Source organism: Acinetobacter sp. LT1 (assembly GCF_059800965.1).
Genome location: NZ_JBBAXE010000002.1, coordinates 125,336 through 140,668, shown reverse-complemented (window position 1 = coordinate 140,668; position 15,333 = coordinate 125,336). Strand labels below are relative to the sequence as shown.

Sequence of the window (15,333 nt, the reverse complement as noted above, 5' to 3'; positions counted from 1 at the left end):
GCTCTATTCAATTTTAAACTTCTGACTTCAATTTTTTACTAGTCCTTTTTTTAGCAGCTTTTACAACTGGATCTAGTACATATTGAATTTCGTCATCTTTAGCATCAATCATGATAATTTTTGGCAACTTTTGCTCTGCTAAAGCCACTAAAATTTCTGTAGCCAATGCAGGTAACACCGTAGAATTTAAAATATTATCAACATTACGTGCACCACTATCGACTTCTGTACAGCGACTTAAAAGTAGCTCTACCAAATCTTCAGAATACTGGACTTGTGTACCGTATTGTTTTTCAATTCTTGCTGTGATCTTGCCTAACTTATGTTTAATAATTCGTACAAGTAGATCGTCATGCAATGGGAAATATGGCACAATTCTCATCCGACCTAAAAATGCAGGCTTGAATTGCTTATATAAACTTGGTTTTAAGTGGTCAATCAACTCTTCAGCTGTCGGCCAGTCTTCGACTGGTGTATTTAAGCAAGCTTGCATGATCGCGCTTGAGCCGGCATTAGAAGTCAACAAAATAGTGGTGTTTTTAAAGTCAATTACTCGTCCTTCGCCATCTTCTAAAGTACCTTTATCAAATACTTGATAGAACAGTTCCTGAACATCACTATGTGCTTTTTCAATTTCATCAAGCAACACAACACTATAAGGATTACGGCGAACAGCTTCTGTTAAAACACCACCTTGACCATATCCCACATATCCAGGAGGTGCACCTTTAAGCGAAGATACAGTATGGGCTTCTTGATATTCAGACATATTAATGGTGATTAAATGCTGCTCACCACCATATAACTCATTTGCCAAAGTTAATGCAGTTTCAGTTTTACCTACACCACTCGGTCCCACTAAAAGAAATACACCTTGTGGCTTATTAGGATCTTCAAGTTTTGCTTTTGAAGTTTTAATGCCTTGAACTAATTGTGTGAGTGCATAATCTTGCCCCATTACACGCTCGCCCAATTTATCTTCAAGCGTTAATATCTGTTTAATTTCATCATTAACCATTTTTCCAACAGGAATACCTGTCCAATCAGAAATAATTTCATTAATGATTTGAGAGTTTACTCTTTCAAATACTAAGGGTTGCTGACCTTGAATATCAGCAAGATCTTTACGCAGTAGATTAATCTGATCGAAAGCTTCAGACTCATTAGCATGATTCTGTGCTTCTAACTCTTGAATTTTATGGACAAGTTCTAATTCTTTTTGCCACTGCTCTTCGGTTTGTTGGATCTCTTTTTGCAAAGACTCTAAATTAGCTTTTAAAGCTTCCAATCGTTCATGATGAATTGGAATCTGACGATGTTCATTTTCTAAAATTTGCTGTTCAAGCTTTAAGTTATGTTCTTGGGCCTTTAACTGATCAAGCTTTACAGGTTGAGCATTTTGGGTCAACGCAACACGTGCTGCAGCCGTATCAAGCACACTAATTGCTTTATCTGGAAGTTGGCGTCCACTAATATATCGATGTGAAGAATGAACCGCAGTAACGATCGCCTCATCATCAATTTGCAATTTAAAATGCTGCTGCATGACTGGAATCATCGCCCGCAACATATCTACTGCAACTTCTTCGGTTGGCTCTTCTACTTTTACTACCTGAAAACGTCGGCTCAATGCAGCATCTTTTTCAAAATATTGTTTATATTCTGCCCAAGTTGTCGCAGCAATCGTACGCAACTCACCACGTGCAAGTGCTGGTTTTAAAAGATTTGCAGCATCATTTTGCCCTGCTTGTCCACCTGCACCAATTAAAGTATGCGCTTCATCAATAAATAAAATAATAGGATGAGTAGAAGCTTGAACTTCTTGGATAACCTGTTTTAAACGGTTTTCAAACTCGCCTTTAACACTTGCACCCGCCTGTAAAAGTCCCATATCCAGCACATGTAAATGGACATTTTTTAGGGCGTTTGGTACTAAACCTTGAGCAATTTTTAAAGCCAAACCTTCCACTACAGCTGTTTTACCAACACCTGGCTCTCCCGTTAAGATCGGATTGTTTTGGCGTCTACGCATTAAAATATCGAGCATTAAGCGAATTTCATATTCACGTCCAATAACTGGATCTATACCGCCTTTTTTCGCTTTTTCAGTGAGATTAATCGTATATTGATCAAGTGCAGGTGTTTTAGCTACTTTGGTATTTGCTACAGTCGCCTCTGTTGACTCTGCCTCATCAGGTGGTGTTTTTGTTTCATCTTGTTGTTCAACACTCTTCTCACAAATTTCAAGAAACTTGTGTTTCATTGAATCAATCGGTAAAAGGTCAAATAAACTCGAAGCTCTTGTTGCAATTTGATATAAATCAGGCGCAGTTAATAATGCAACTAATAAATGACCACTACGAATAACGGGATTTTGTTCAGCCGAAGCTAATAACCAAGCTTGTTCAAACAAACGAACAATAGATTTAGCAAAAATAGGAGTTCGAGTATTACCTTTTGGTAATTGAGAAATTGTTTCTTTTAAATCATCAGCTAAAGCTTCAGATGAAATTTTATATTTCTTTAATAAAATTTTTAAATCATTCTCTAAAGATTGATTAAGTAATTCTAAAAATAGATGCTCAATTTCAATTTCGTAATTTTGTTGAATAACACAAGCATTAGCCGATTTTTCTAAGGCAGTTCGTGCAACTGTAGAAAGTTTTGTAATTAAAATTTTTAAATTACTCATCATTACTCTCAATATTTTTAAATAATTTAATGCTTAAAATCATAATGCCTGTATATTAACAAAATTCAGCTTTATCAGACAAACTACTCATCATTTCAAGCGTTAATATGTTTTAGTAGATATTTATATCTATATAAAAATATCTCTACCCTTATCCTTGATTAACTAAACTCTGTTTTGGTAATAATTTACAGCCACATGATAATGAATCATTTACACGTGCTGCGGATTTTCCCATGACAAGCATATTTGGGTCTCCCGATACAATCGTAGAAACCGTTTTGTGTAACGGACAAGTAGCCTTATCTCCTACACAGGCAATTGCAATTCCATCAATTAAAAATGTACTGTTTCCTGAAATGACTTGCCCTCCACCAGTTGTTGGGCATCCAATCGTAATGTAAGGGCTAGCCATGTTCTTCTCCTTATATTTATAGAACAGTAAACTCAATCCGACGGTTTTTCTTTCTTCCTTCCGGAGAAGTGTTATCTGCAACTGGCTTAGATGAACCTAAACCTTCTGTAGATAAATGGTCGGCGGGAATACTCTTACTAATCAAATAGTTTTTAACTGCTAATGCGCGGTCTTGGCTAAGTTTTAAGTTTTTATTCGCATCACCAGAACTATCTGTATGTCCTACGATTTTGACTTTCTTACCACCTACTTTATTTAAAGCAATAGCCATCTCATCTAGAATTTTTTGACCTGCATCAGTTAAAACTGCGCTACCAGATTCAAACTCAATAATTCGATTTTTAAGTGCATCATCAATAATTTTCTGCTCAGCCTGATTAACTGATAATTGTGAATATAGTTGATACGGCGGTTGCACTAGTCCTTGAAAAGATTGAATTGTAGGCTGGATATCTGCTGGGTTCAGCATTTTCCCACTCAACTCAAAACGTGTGCCGTTTACGCTTAATTTGCCTTGTGAGACCTTTTTAAGATCAGGTGTAATCACTCGAGTCACGGAATCACTCCATCCATTTGGAGCAGCTACGGGTCTCACTTGTATTTTATCGACAACCTGATCAGCACCATAAACAGATTGCATTTTTAATAAGATGGCCTGTTTACTTGCCTCGTTAGGAACGACTCCTTCTACAACAATCGGCTGAGCTAAAGCATAGTTAGCGATTGCATAGATAAAACAGCCTTTTATGAGCTGTGAAAGTTTAGTTTGATATCGTTGATTCATTATTATTCACCCAAAAAAGTCTGTCTAAATAGTTTTAAACCTTGATTTAAACTTAGTTGGCGTTGGCATAATGATTGTTCTAGCGTAGCTAAACCAGCATTCTGCTCCAAATAAGTATCAATCCATTGTGCTTCTATTAAAGAAACCCAGTGTTTACTATCCATATTCTGAGTAAAAATATCGCTAAGGGCTAAAATATCCGCCCCTTGAAAACCGAAGAATAATACGGGTTGCTCTCGATGTAGCAAACCTATCAGCACCTCAGTATTATGTTCTTTTAAAAAACGGCAAATAATACTGACCCAAAATGCTGCTATTTCATAACTGTAAGCAGGATTATTAATAGGTAAGATTAAAACTTTATTTAACCGACTGGTTCCATTTTGTAAAATCGGCTGCAGTAATAATCCTAGACCAATCATACTTTGAGCTAATTCATAAATACTTAACTTCATTAATTGAGCAAATGAGTGCATCGTATGATTTTCATAGAAACCTACACACTCGCGTTCAGTTAAAACCTGAATTTGATTTTGTAAGTGACCTAATTTTCCAAGTAACAGATCGGAATCTTTAATTCCTTTTAAAGCACGATTGTTTTGAAATAAATCAACGAGTACATGTTTATAGCTATAGGGCGCATACAACAAATTATCATACGGTAAATCAATTTCTAACAAATGGCTCAGTACCATTGGAAAAGATCGACCTGAACTATCTTCACTTGCGAGTAGATTTGCCGCTAAAAACATATTTTCTTTCGGATTCGCAATAAAGAAATCCAGTGAAGGTAACGTGTTATAAGCTTCTTTAAAGCTGCCTGATTGCATTGCGTATTCCAATGCTTCAGTAATCCACTGATCAAGCAACTGTATTAGAGCATTCTGACCTTTTGTTTTTAAAAAGTCACCTCGTGCAGGACTTTTGCCGTAATACAAAGGAGTTGTTTTTAATGTTTGCATTATTGCTCCTCCTTTCGCATAGAGGTTATTTTCCATGTCATGGTTTAACTCCCGCAGAAGGCTGAGCAAGTGCTGAAACAGGATTTTCAGTTCTTGCTGGAGTAGCTTGAGCTGGAGCTTGCTGAGCAGACACCACACGAGCTGCTTTGTCGGCAGTGACTTTATCAACCAGTTGCATACCTGCATAACCACGGCTTGAACCAATACTGCCTGAATTACTGCTAATTAGACGGAAATTCATTTTTACAAATAATGATGGATCAGTTTTACTACGCCAAAGCATTTCAAATCCACCATTTTGTTCCTTACGTTGAGCACTATCAATTAAACGGTTAATACCGTACTCACCTGGTTCATCAAAAATTGTATGGGTTTGGCCTTGTAAATCTACAGCGGTAATACGAGCACCTGGAATACTGCCTTGGTTTGGCCAAATGAAGTTAACCCACTGCTGAACACCGTTTTCATAAGTCATACGCTGACCATCAATATCAACGGTATATGAAAGCAATTGTGGGTTTGGAATTGGGTAGAACTGGAAGTTCGATTGGTTAGTCGCTGGAGCAGCTGGAGCTTGAGCATTCAACTCACCAGTTGCCATACCATTGGCTGGTGCCACATATCTTTGGAAATTCATAACGAATTGAGGATTTAAACTAATGCCTAAATCTTTCCAAGTTTTAGACGTTAACGTATAGCCACGACGAATCACAAATGGATCAAGACTTTCTTTTACAAAGCGAGAAATACTACCGTTCTCACCCAAGATTTGACCAATTTCACTACTTGTTGCTTGTAAAGAAGCTGATGAGTTAAATGGATATTTCTTAGCAAGATTTGCTGTAAATGGTTGATAGGCTTGCATTACCCATAATTTATTAATTTCGTCTTGTGTCGGTGTAATTAAACTCTCAAAAGCTTGCGTAAGTGGGCTAACTACTAATTTTTGCAGTAAACGCTGATCAATTTCATTGAAACCAACCGCCATTTTTTCATCTACAATTTTTTGAGTTTGGTTAAATACAGACGTTTGCTCATTTAGGGTCTGTTTGACTAATGTCATTGCATTAGGCCCAATTTCACCCGCATTTTTAAGCTCATTAAACTTACTACGAACGAGTGCTAAATTTGTCATATATTCATCAAGCAATGACTTACCTTGTTGATCATCACGTTTGCGAACCAACTGGTAGAACATTTGATATTCTTGAGAAATAGCACCTTGGGCATTGTTTGCCACTTGATTAGCAACTTGCTTGTCATCATGATTTAAAACTTTACGTTTAAACCATGCAATAAATCCTTTTTGTGGAGCTGCAAGCTCAGCTTGAACAACCGGATTATCCCAATTTGTTTCGACTGCAACTCTTTCAATTAATGTTCTAATTGGAGAGTTTTGCGGTTCACCTAAAACATCAATATTTTTTACTTGCTGAGCAAATTGGCCAGCTTTAGCATAGTGAATACCACTTAAGAATTTTCTCCATTCAGCAATGTATTCTTGCTTATAAAGCGCTGTTAGCTGCTTTCTAATTTGCTCTGGACTACCCGAGAAAGTTAAATCATCAGATTGTCGACTATTTAACACCCAGTCTTTACTGTCTGTTGGCTTATCTGCAGCTTCCTCAATTGCTTTTTCTACATAGTCATTCCAAGCTTTTTGGGTAAATACGCCAGGTAATGCATAACTACCCAATACAATATTTTTATTTGCCTCACCCACAATCTGACTTACAGTCAGCGCTGGGAAACGTACCGCAGCACGCATTTTTATTTCGTTATAAACACGATCACGCGCTGGCATCCCACGAACAACAGAGAGCAATACTTGACGAGTTTGATCAACAATTTGCGAATCTGCTTCTAAAACTGGGAATTGTTTATCATTTGCTAAGGTCATTGCATACGACAAGATCTGTTCAGCTTCTTGAATCATAGTTGAATCGCAACTTTTTGAAGATAGTCGCGTTGCTGTTCATTTAAGTGTGGTGCAGGTGTTTCTTCAATCACCTTCTGATTACGACGTTGCACCGAACAATCACGCTCACCCAACGCTAAAACTTGCCCTTTCCCATCACCAAAAATTTGCACTTCGATGTGGCGCGCGTGTTGTACAAATTTTTCTAAGTACAACCCTGCGTCTTTAAAATTGACCTGCGCTAAATAAGACACAGTTTGGTAGGCATCTTTTAACTCGGTTTCGTTCCAGACCAGACGCATACCAATACCACCACCACCCGCGGTACTTTTCAGCATGACCGGATAACCAATACGGGCCGCTTCGATTAAAGCCTCAGCTTCATCGGCAAGTAATGAACTGCCCGGAAGTAAAGGCACATTGCTTTTAATAGCAAGTTCACGCGCAGTATGCTTTAACCCAAAGTCGAGCATTTGGCTTGAAGTTGGCCCAATAAACGCAATACCTTGGCTTTCGCACAGATCACAAAACTCGGCATTTTCAGACAAAAAACCATAACCGGGATGAATGGCTTCTGCGCCAGACTGTTTTGCAACCTCAAGGATTTTTTCAATATTTAAATAACTTTGATGCGCAGGTGCAGGACCAATCAGAAAAGCTTCATCGGCCAAAGTCACGTGTAAAGAATCACGGTCGGCTTCGGAGTAAACAGCCACCGAAGCGATCCCGAGTTTTTTAAGGGTGCGAATTACGCGACAGGCAATTGCACCGCGGTTAGCAATCAGAACTTTTTTAAACATGCTTACACCCCTTCCGCTTCACGGACAACCAGTTGAATTTTGGTTGGGTTATAGGCATTACATGGGTTGTTTAGCTGCGGGCAATTGGAAATTAAAACAATTAAATCCATTTCTGCCCGAACTTCTACATATTTACCGGGGCCTGAAATTCCGTCATCAAATTTAAGCTGGCCGTCTGGTGTCACAGGCACATTCATAAAAAAGTTAATGTTTGGGCCAATGTGTCGGACATTTAAACCATGCTTTTTTGCAATCGGGTGTTTTGCCAAGGCATACATAAAGTTGTTACGGCAACTATGCATGGGATACGTATCATGTGCATAACGAACCGTATTACTTTCACAAGAACAGGCACCGCCAATGGTGTCATGGCGCCCGCAGTTATCATCATGAATAACGGCAATTGCACGGCCAAAGTTACTATAGAGCTTGGTGCCCTTTTCTAAATAAATCTGTTGGTTGATAGCCAAAGTGTCCATTGCGCTATAACGCTCAGTTGGATTGTCGGCACTCATAAATAAAGTATCGACCGCTTGGTTTCCCTCAAGGTCAATAATTCGAAAATATTGGCCCTTTTTAACCTCGCACATCCACGCTTCACCCGCAGGACAAACTTCATTTAAAACTGCTTTTTCAAATGATTGTAAAACTGTCATGATGCTTCTCCTGATTTAAATATTGCTAAGCGCGTAGTAGCGGGCTGTGTTTTGAAAGGCACGCTGATTTTGCGAACATGCATCACGACAAATATCGCTGTCTGTTAGAGAATTGGCTTTAAATAAACTAAGTTGAATATCGGCAGGTTGATAGATTGGGCTGGTGTCTAAACCATGCGGTGCAGCAGATAAAAATATTAAGCAGTCCATTTCAAAGCGCAGTTCAATGCTTTGATTGGTGTTGTCAGAACTGACATAAGACAAAGCGCCGTTTTCATCTGGCACAACTTTAGAAAATAGGTTAACGGCGGCACTCAGATCTTGGCTGGCAAGTCCGTATTTACACATTTCAATCAGTAAGCTGTCTAAGCCGTTTTGGTACATATCATTGCGGGCATCTTGAAATGTACGCGCACCAAATTGCTTTTCAATTTGCTCAGGTCGGCTTGGGCCACAAAGCGCATCGTTCCAGCCATGGTCATCATGAATAATGGAAGCCATGACACGGCCAAGGTCTGAATAGAGCACATTGGAAGCTTTTAAATAGGCGGTGTGTTGCCCTTTTAAACTGTCGGGCATGTTAAAACGTTCAAGCACATCGGCAGCATTTACACAAAACAAAGAAACATTTGCCTGAGCGCCAAGCGATGTAAATCTAAGAATGGTTCCTTTTTGAATACGACCCGACCAGTGATGTCCGCCGGGTAAAAGTTCGGTCCAAATCGCCTGATTGTTATGATAACTTGCAGTGTTCATAGCTACTCCTGTCGGATAGTTTTAGACTTCCTCCCGGGCTTTTATCCCTCCGTGTAGTTCGCTAGGAACCGTGAACTCTCGGTCCAGACATACTGTAAGTATCGGAACCCTAGATCACTTTTGATTGATTATGACTATGCAAAGGACATGCCAGCTTAGTATTACTTTTTTGGTTAAAAGTAATACTAAACTTGAGCTGTTTGGGTGCGGTTTAAGTTCAAAAATAAAAAGCTGCACTAAAAATTGTGCATCTTGAAAATAAAAAAGCCCCTTTTACGAAGAGGCTTGAAACTAAATTATAAGATTGAGAATCTTAAGGAAGTAGAATCACCTTACGGCAGTCCTCTTCTCTTTCATTAAAAATGCGATAACCCTCTGCGGCATCTTCTAATTTCATTCGGTGAGTAATAATCGTTTCGGGTGTTAATTCACCACGCTCAATCAATTCTAACAGTTGCGGCAAATATTGATGCACATGAGTTTGACCCATTTTAAAAGTTAAGCCTTTATCAAAAGCATCACCAAATAAGAAACCATGAATCGGGCCTGCATATACACCCGGTACGCTGACCACCCCACCACGGCGAACTGCCGCGATACATTGACGCAGTGCTGCACCACTTGAGCCTTCAAGCTTTAGATTGGTGAGCACTGTTTCAATCACACTGCCTTTGGCCTCGAAACCAATTGCATCAATCACAGCATCAACACCGCGGTAATTGTCGGTATGTTGAATAATAAATTCGGCCGCGTCGACTTCGTCAAAATTAACCGGAATAGCACCGTATGTTGCCGCTGCATAGTTCAATCGATAGTCATTGTGATCGACCATAAATATCTTTTCAGCACCGAGCATCTTGGCACAAGCAGCGCTTAACAGTCCGACTGGACCAGCACCATAAATTGCAACGGTTGAGCCACGCTTCACTTGGGCATTGGTCACGGCTTGCCAAGCAGTCGGTAAAATATCGGTCAAGAAAAGTACTTTTTCATCTGACAGTGAAGTTGGCACTTTAAAAGGGCCTTTATTGGCTTTTGGCACACGCACATATTCCGCTTGCCCGCCCGGTACACCGCCGTAAAGATGGCTATAACCAAACAAAGCTGCGCCTGGTGGAATCTGCTTTTTATTAATAATTGCGCCGCGCCCTGTATTCGTGGTTTCGCAGGCAGCGGTCAGGTCTAGTTGGCAAAAGAAACATTCGCCACAGGCAATCACAAAAGGAACAATGACACGATCACCCTTTTTGACTGCGGTGACAGCTGGACCAACCTCTTCAACCACACCCATAAATTCGTGCCCAAAGATATCGCCCTGTTCGGTTCTAGGGATTTTGCCTCGATATAAATGTAAATCAGAGCCACATATCGCTGTGGCAGTCACGCGTAAAATAATGTCATCTGGTTCTTGAATAATAGGGTCTGCTACTGTTTCTACTCGAACGTCTTCTGCACCGTGGTAAGTTAAAGCGCGCATATTGTTATTCCTCTATTTTCTATCATGTCCTTTGATTATGAGGAGGCTTTCTTTACGATTTGCAACGATTCTTACTTTTCACGTAAGGCATATAGTTCAAATGCAACGCGATAGGAATTTCAGTAACATTTAATGAATATAGGATTGTTTCAGCTAGGCATGTTTTTGTTATTTACCCCAACAAAAAAGCCAATCATCTCTGCAATAAAATGACTGGCTTGTCTTCAAAATTTGACTCAATCTAACTTAAGTTGCTGTCTGAGCTTTAAGATATCGACTAGACCTTTATCTCTGGTTTCATATAAATCGATATCTTTATATTGTGTTAATAGCTGGTTGGTTTGTGCTTCCAATAACTCTGTTGTCTCATCTGAATGTTGAAATGTGTGCATATCATTCCACCATTCTGTCATTGGTGGGCCTAAATGATGAATTGCTTCTTTAAAGCCCTTTTGGTTGGCAAGCTGCATATTAATGTAGGGGCCAAAGAGCGCCCATCTTAAACCCGGCCCACTGGTAATCGCGACATCGACATCTTCAGCAGAGCACACGCCTTGTTCAACCAGTGAAAAGGCTTCTCGCCATAGCGCAGCCTGCAAACGATTTGCCACATGCCCTTTTACTTCTTTATTTAAAACAATTGGATTCTTGCCTAGTTGTTTATAGAACTCAGAAGCCTGTTTTAAAATTTGAGGATCAGTCAGATTACCACCAACGATCTCGACCAAAGGTAAAAGATGAGGCGGATTAAAAGGATGACCTAATAAAATCCGTTCAGGATGTTGCGCCTCTTTTTGAAAATCAGACACTTTTAAGCCCGATGAACTTGAAGCAATAATGGTATGTTCAGGGCAATATGCTGTGATATCTTGATATAGCTTTTGTTTCACATCGAGACGTTCAGGGGCATTTTCTTGAATAAAATCTACATCTGAAACTGCATCTTTTAAATGATTAAAAATTTCCAGATGAAGCAGTACATCTGGTTGAGTATGAGTGCGTTCAACGTTTTGATCTAAAGCCAATAAATCATTTAAATTTGCAGATATTCTTTTTTTAAAGACCGCTTCATCGATCGGATACGGGTCGTAAACATTAACTTTAAATCCTTTATATAAAAATAAGGCCGTCCAACTTGCACCTATTACACCTGCTCCAACAACACCAACCGTTTTAATGACTTCCATATTTTCCTCGTACAAATGTTGTTTTATTCGAAATTTCGTTACTCAATTGAATGCTAAATAAACATAGCAGATTCAACCAATCAATAAATTTAATTGTTTATATTTTATATAATTTGTCCTATATTCCTTAGCTTGAAAATTGATTCCTTTCATCTATATAGCTTCATCTTTTACCATTTTTTAACCGTTATTTACTGAATTTTATGTCAAAAAATCTAGCAACATTGATTGGTTTAAGCGCCATTCTCATGTGGGCATCTCTGGTCGGCTTAATGAAACAAGTCAGTGCCGCCATTGGGCCTGAGCTAGGTGTTACGTTTATTTATTCTTTAAGTACGCTACTGTTGCTTGCCATTTTCAAAGTTCCAGATTTTAAGCAGATCTCTAAAAAATACTTAATATTTGGCACAATTCTGTTCGTGGCTTATGAGGTGTGCTTCTCGTTTGCGATTGCTTACTCTCAGACAGCAAAACAAGCAATTGAAATTAGTATTGTTAACTATCTGTGGCCGAGTTTAACGGTTTTAGCTTTTGTTATTTTTAAGGAATTAAAGTTTAATTTCCTTATTATTTTAGGTTTAATGCTTTCAATTTTCGGCATTATTTTTATTCAAACTGGAAGCGGTGATTTTAGTCTAAATAGTCTTGTCGATAATTTTCATAGCAACCCACTGAGCTATATTTTGGCATTTGCAGGCGCCATCATTTGGGCTTTTTACTGTGTACTCACCAAAAAATTAAGTAATGGGCAAAATCCAATTTCCATTTTCTTTGTTGGTGTCGCGCTCACTCTCTGGCTCAAGCTGCTTGTATCGGGGCAATTCGCTATTCCGTCAATGGATATTCCAACAGTCATCACCCTTTTAGTAGCGTCTGCTGCCATGGGTTTTGGTTATGCCGCGTGGAATATTGGCATCATTCATGGAAACATTACCGTGCTTGTGGTGGCCTCTTATTTCACCCCAATCATTTCGTCTATTTTGGCAATGTTTGTTTTACAAACTCAATTATCGATGAGCTTTTGGCAAGGAACAGCAATGGTGACGGCTGGTTCCTTTATTTGCTGGGTTTCAACCAACTGGTCTGTGATTCAGCCCTTCTTTAAAAAATTAAGAAAAGGCTAAAAAGCATTGTAGATGTACCAAAGTGAATTTTTTAAGTATGCGATAACTCCGACGAAGAAGAATTCCCCCATTGCCCAAAGCGTGCTAACATCCAAATTCTGACAATTACCAATGTCAAAATAATTTCTAGAGGAAATAAGATGTTAAAAACTCAAAAAATCAACATCGTACAAGAATTTGATGCACCCGTAGACAAGGTATTTGCAACCTTAAGTGAGCATGAAAACCTAAGTAAGCTTTTTGCTCCTGCTAAAGTGACTCGCATTAGCAACGGAAAAGACGCTCGTAATGGTGTTGGCTCTGCGCGCAAAATGTCTATTCCATTGACCCCTTCGTTTGTAGAAACCAATTTAGTCTATAAAGAAAATGAACTGATTGAATATGCGATTACCAGCGGTATTAGCCCAATTAAAGGTCACCGTGGTGTAATGAAATTTACTGACTTGGGAAATAATCGTAGTCGTTTGGATTACACCATTAGCTTTAAAGGTCGCGTACCTTTTATTGGTCCTATAATTAAAGCCGCTCTACAAAATGGTGTGAGTCGTGGGCTTAAAAAACTTAAGTTTTAATAGACCAATATCCACAAAAAAGCCCAATCTCGGGCTTTTTGTTTTTAAGGTTTAAGTTGAATGCTCAGATAGCATAAATAAAAAGTAAGCTAATAATTTATCTCGTTCATCTACGCTATTGGCACTTAACAGCTGAACCATTGCTCCATCAATTGCAAATAGAAACATGTGGGCATCTTTTATTGAAGCGGTAGTTTTGACAGTAAGAAGCAGCTTATAAAGCTCATTTATAAACCAGTTTCTATAATCAACAACCACTCGATAAGCCGTTGCATAACACTTTTCAATTTCAAAAATTGCTTTAAATGGTAAACGGTAAAATCCTTCTAAATTGGCATGTAAAAAGTAAATTTGCTTGAGTTTATCGAACACCATAAGTTCGCTGTATGAATTGATAATTGAAAGGACTTTTACTTTGAGCGCATCCGTTTGAAAGGTTAAACACATCTCGATCAGTCGTGCTTTTGAATGAAAGATGTTATAGAAAGTCGCTTTGGGGATTTTGGCTTCAGCAATAATTCGGTCAACCCCGACCTTGTTAAATCCATCTTGATTAAATAAATCTTTTGCTGTGTGCAGCACTCGTAGTGCTCTAAATGAAGATTCTAAATTGTTCATATATACCGCTTAAAATAATTTTTTGTTGTATATAAAAGAGATAGAAATGCCGTTACTCTTAAATTGAGTGCTAAAAACAGGCATGTAAAAGCCGCACAATAATGGTGTGCTCGCCTACCTCGGTTTTATTGTTGCTATGTTTTAGTCGTAACGATGTTTAGGCATAAAAACCTAGGGTCGGTTAAACCGATTTATAGACTGCTTAAGCGGTATGGCTAGAGAGAGTTTGGCAAAGGCCAAAAATTGAGAAGAATTAGTACGCATAGCGGACTCCTAGATGAAATAGAAGTTCTACCAGATCACTGCTAAATGATTATGGTGGCAGAACGAAGAAGGGTTAGCAGACCAGTCATCTAGGAACTGGCACGCCCGAAGGCGTCCCTCCTCCGTCCTACCGCTACGAAGGGGGACGAACGAGTTCACCACCAAAAAATTACTTTTTTGATGTTCTAGATGAAAACGGTCTGCTAAAACCGACTGGCAATGTAGGCCAGCCCGCAAAGGATAGTATCCGCTTTTGTTGTCGTCAAGCGTGGGAAATGACATTTGTTTTAAAATAGATCCTTAAAAAGAAAGAAATTAGCCATCGGAAATGGGCTTATATATTCATAGAAAAATAAGGATATACCTTTCTTGCTTTATTAATTTAGTAACTACATAGCAAAACTATAGATTAGCTCTAGAGATGACTTATATATTTAATTTTAAGCATTAATCTTTGCAACATAATTAGAATAATAAATAAAATGGGATATGCTAAAAAAACTAGCCCTTGTTAGAGCTTCAATAAAATTATTTTTTTGTTCGCATCTCCCAGAATTTATCGCCCTCAAAATTAACATAGTCAGTTATAAAATATTCAAAGTTGACTGAACAATACCAATCTGAGCGATTATCAAAAGGTAAAGCGATAAGTACAACGCCATAATCCTTACTTTCAGGATCACACCTTAACAATAACAAATCTGAATCACCATAAAACTCACCAATTATCAAATCCCCCTTAGTGAAGTCTTTAGGCCTTAACTCTCTATAATATTTATTAGATGACTGTAACTCATCAATACTAAATATTCTCGCTCCCCATTGCCCATATTCCTCATCCTTGAATAAATCAGCCCCATTACTAACTAAGAGGAACTCCTTAAACTCTGTGGGTAATTGCAAATCGATATCATCAAATCTATCTGGTGAAATACCATTATTCAAAATACAACGAAACTGAAAAAAAGTTTTTTCTCCTCTATGAACAGCGTGCTTTAGTTCTTTACTCCAAAGAATCTCTATTTTTCTTAATGCTTCATTCACATTTTTCTCCAAAAAGAATTAAATTCTTGTTAAGGGTGTCCCTAAATTCTTCACAAGAATTTTT

Annotated in this window: 12 protein-coding genes, 2 pseudogenes and 1 riboswitch; of the genes and pseudogenes, 2 read left to right on the top strand and 12 right to left on the bottom strand. The window is 38.5% G+C overall.

Annotated features, from left to right (window positions below; genetic code table 11):
• Positions 1-13: 13 nt before the first annotated feature.
• The 10 genes and pseudogenes from tssH to WBW42_RS02345 form a co-directional block, all read right to left on the bottom strand.
• Positions 14-2,695 carry a type VI secretion system ATPase TssH gene (gene tssH, locus WBW42_RS02390; protein WP_080776913.1) on the bottom strand — a complete coding sequence of 894 codons (2,682 nt, stop codon included), beginning with the start codon at positions 2,693-2,695 and terminating at the stop codon, positions 14-16.
• 148 nt (positions 2,696-2,843) lie between these two features.
• Complete coding sequence (locus WBW42_RS02385) at positions 2,844-3,107, bottom strand: PAAR domain-containing protein (RefSeq protein WP_004793184.1); 264 nt, start codon at positions 3,105-3,107, stop codon at positions 2,844-2,846.
• A gap of 16 nt (positions 3,108-3,123) precedes the next feature.
• Positions 3,124-3,891, bottom strand: coding sequence for an OmpA family protein (locus WBW42_RS02380; RefSeq protein WP_005076738.1), 768 nt, complete (start codon positions 3,889-3,891; stop codon positions 3,124-3,126).
• A gap of 2 nt (positions 3,892-3,893) precedes the next feature.
• The gene (tagF, locus tag WBW42_RS02375; RefSeq protein WP_014206363.1) at positions 3,894-4,853 is read right to left on the bottom strand and encodes a type VI secretion system-associated protein TagF; all 960 of its coding nucleotides are present in this window, start codon (positions 4,851-4,853) and stop codon (positions 3,894-3,896) included.
• Between the two features lie 37 nt (positions 4,854-4,890).
• Positions 4,891-6,789: pseudogene (locus WBW42_RS02370) on the bottom strand (ImcF-related family protein); the annotation flags it as partial.
• Positions 6,789-7,571 (bottom strand): annotated as a pseudogene (locus tag WBW42_RS02365) (biotin carboxylase N-terminal domain-containing protein); the annotation flags it as partial. The pseudogenes WBW42_RS02370 and WBW42_RS02365, both read right to left, overlap by 1 nt.
• Positions 7,572-7,573: 2 nt before the next feature.
• Positions 7,574-8,227, bottom strand: a complete 654-nt coding sequence (locus WBW42_RS02360; protein ID WP_032056498.1) for an urea amidolyase associated protein UAAP2 — start codon at positions 8,225-8,227, stop codon at positions 7,574-7,576.
• 15 nt (positions 8,228-8,242) lie between these two features.
• Complete coding sequence (locus tag WBW42_RS02355) at positions 8,243-8,983, bottom strand: urea amidolyase associated protein UAAP1 (RefSeq protein WP_032056499.1); 741 nt, start codon at positions 8,981-8,983, stop codon at positions 8,243-8,245.
• A 28-nt stretch (positions 8,984-9,011) separates the two neighbouring features.
• Positions 9,012-9,107: riboswitch (guanidine-I (ykkC/yxkD leader) on the bottom strand.
• A 189-nt stretch (positions 9,108-9,296) separates the two neighbouring features.
• Positions 9,297-10,460: a zinc-dependent alcohol dehydrogenase gene (locus WBW42_RS02350; RefSeq protein WP_017402877.1), complete on the bottom strand. Its 1,164-nt coding sequence runs from the start codon at positions 10,458-10,460 to the stop codon at positions 9,297-9,299.
• Between the two features lie 236 nt (positions 10,461-10,696).
• On the bottom strand, positions 10,697-11,647 hold the full coding sequence (locus WBW42_RS02345) for a 3-hydroxyacyl-CoA dehydrogenase NAD-binding domain-containing protein (protein ID WP_032056501.1): 951 nt from the start codon (positions 11,645-11,647) through the stop codon (positions 10,697-10,699).
• Between the two features lie 203 nt (positions 11,648-11,850).
• Here WBW42_RS02345 and yddG point away from each other — a divergent pair, with 203 nt between their 5' ends.
• On the top strand, positions 11,851-12,771 hold the full coding sequence (gene yddG, locus WBW42_RS02340) for an aromatic amino acid DMT transporter YddG (RefSeq protein ID WP_032056502.1): 921 nt from the start codon (positions 11,851-11,853) through the stop codon (positions 12,769-12,771).
• Positions 12,772-12,911: 140 nt separating this feature from the next.
• The gene (locus WBW42_RS02335) at positions 12,912-13,343 is read left to right on the top strand and encodes an SRPBCC family protein (RefSeq protein WP_017481476.1); all 432 of its coding nucleotides are present in this window, start codon (positions 12,912-12,914) and stop codon (positions 13,341-13,343) included.
• Positions 13,344-13,394: 51 nt separating this feature from the next.
• On the opposite strand, the gene WBW42_RS02330 is transcribed toward WBW42_RS02335, so the two are convergent.
• Positions 13,395-13,961, bottom strand: a complete 567-nt coding sequence (locus tag WBW42_RS02330; protein ID WP_032056504.1) for a TetR/AcrR family transcriptional regulator — start codon at positions 13,959-13,961, stop codon at positions 13,395-13,397.
• A 792-nt stretch (positions 13,962-14,753) separates the two neighbouring features.
• Positions 14,754-15,269: an SMI1/KNR4 family protein gene (locus tag WBW42_RS02325; RefSeq protein ID WP_005070062.1), complete on the bottom strand. Its 516-nt coding sequence runs from the start codon at positions 15,267-15,269 to the stop codon at positions 14,754-14,756.
• Positions 15,270-15,333: the final 64 nt, after the last annotated feature.

Excerpts from the sequence above, each read along its gene's own strand:
- tssH (WP_080776913.1), bottom strand. The coding sequence starts at position 2,695 with ATGATGAGTAATTTAAAAATTTTAATTACAAAACTTTCTACAGTTGCA.
- WBW42_RS02385 (WP_004793184.1), bottom strand. The coding sequence starts at position 3,107 with ATGGCTAGCCCTTACATTACGATTGGATGCCCAACAACTGGTGGAGGG.
- WBW42_RS02380 (WP_005076738.1), bottom strand. The coding sequence starts at position 3,891 with ATGAATCAACGATATCAAACTAAACTTTCACAGCTCATAAAAGGCTGT.
- tagF (WP_014206363.1), bottom strand. The coding sequence starts at position 4,853 with ATGCAAACATTAAAAACAACTCCTTTGTATTACGGCAAAAGTCCTGCA.
- WBW42_RS02360 (WP_032056498.1), bottom strand. The coding sequence starts at position 8,227 with ATGACAGTTTTACAATCATTTGAAAAAGCAGTTTTAAATGAAGTTTGT.
- WBW42_RS02355 (WP_032056499.1), bottom strand. The coding sequence starts at position 8,983 with ATGAACACTGCAAGTTATCATAACAATCAGGCGATTTGGACCGAACTT.
- WBW42_RS02350 (WP_017402877.1), bottom strand. The coding sequence starts at position 10,460 with ATGCGCGCTTTAACTTACCACGGTGCAGAAGACGTTCGAGTAGAAACA.
- WBW42_RS02345 (WP_032056501.1), bottom strand. The coding sequence starts at position 11,647 with ATGGAAGTCATTAAAACGGTTGGTGTTGTTGGAGCAGGTGTAATAGGT.
- yddG (WP_032056502.1), top strand. The coding sequence starts at position 11,851 with ATGTCAAAAAATCTAGCAACATTGATTGGTTTAAGCGCCATTCTCATG.
- WBW42_RS02335 (WP_017481476.1), top strand. The coding sequence starts at position 12,912 with ATGTTAAAAACTCAAAAAATCAACATCGTACAAGAATTTGATGCACCC.
- WBW42_RS02330 (WP_032056504.1), bottom strand. The coding sequence starts at position 13,961 with ATGAACAATTTAGAATCTTCATTTAGAGCACTACGAGTGCTGCACACA.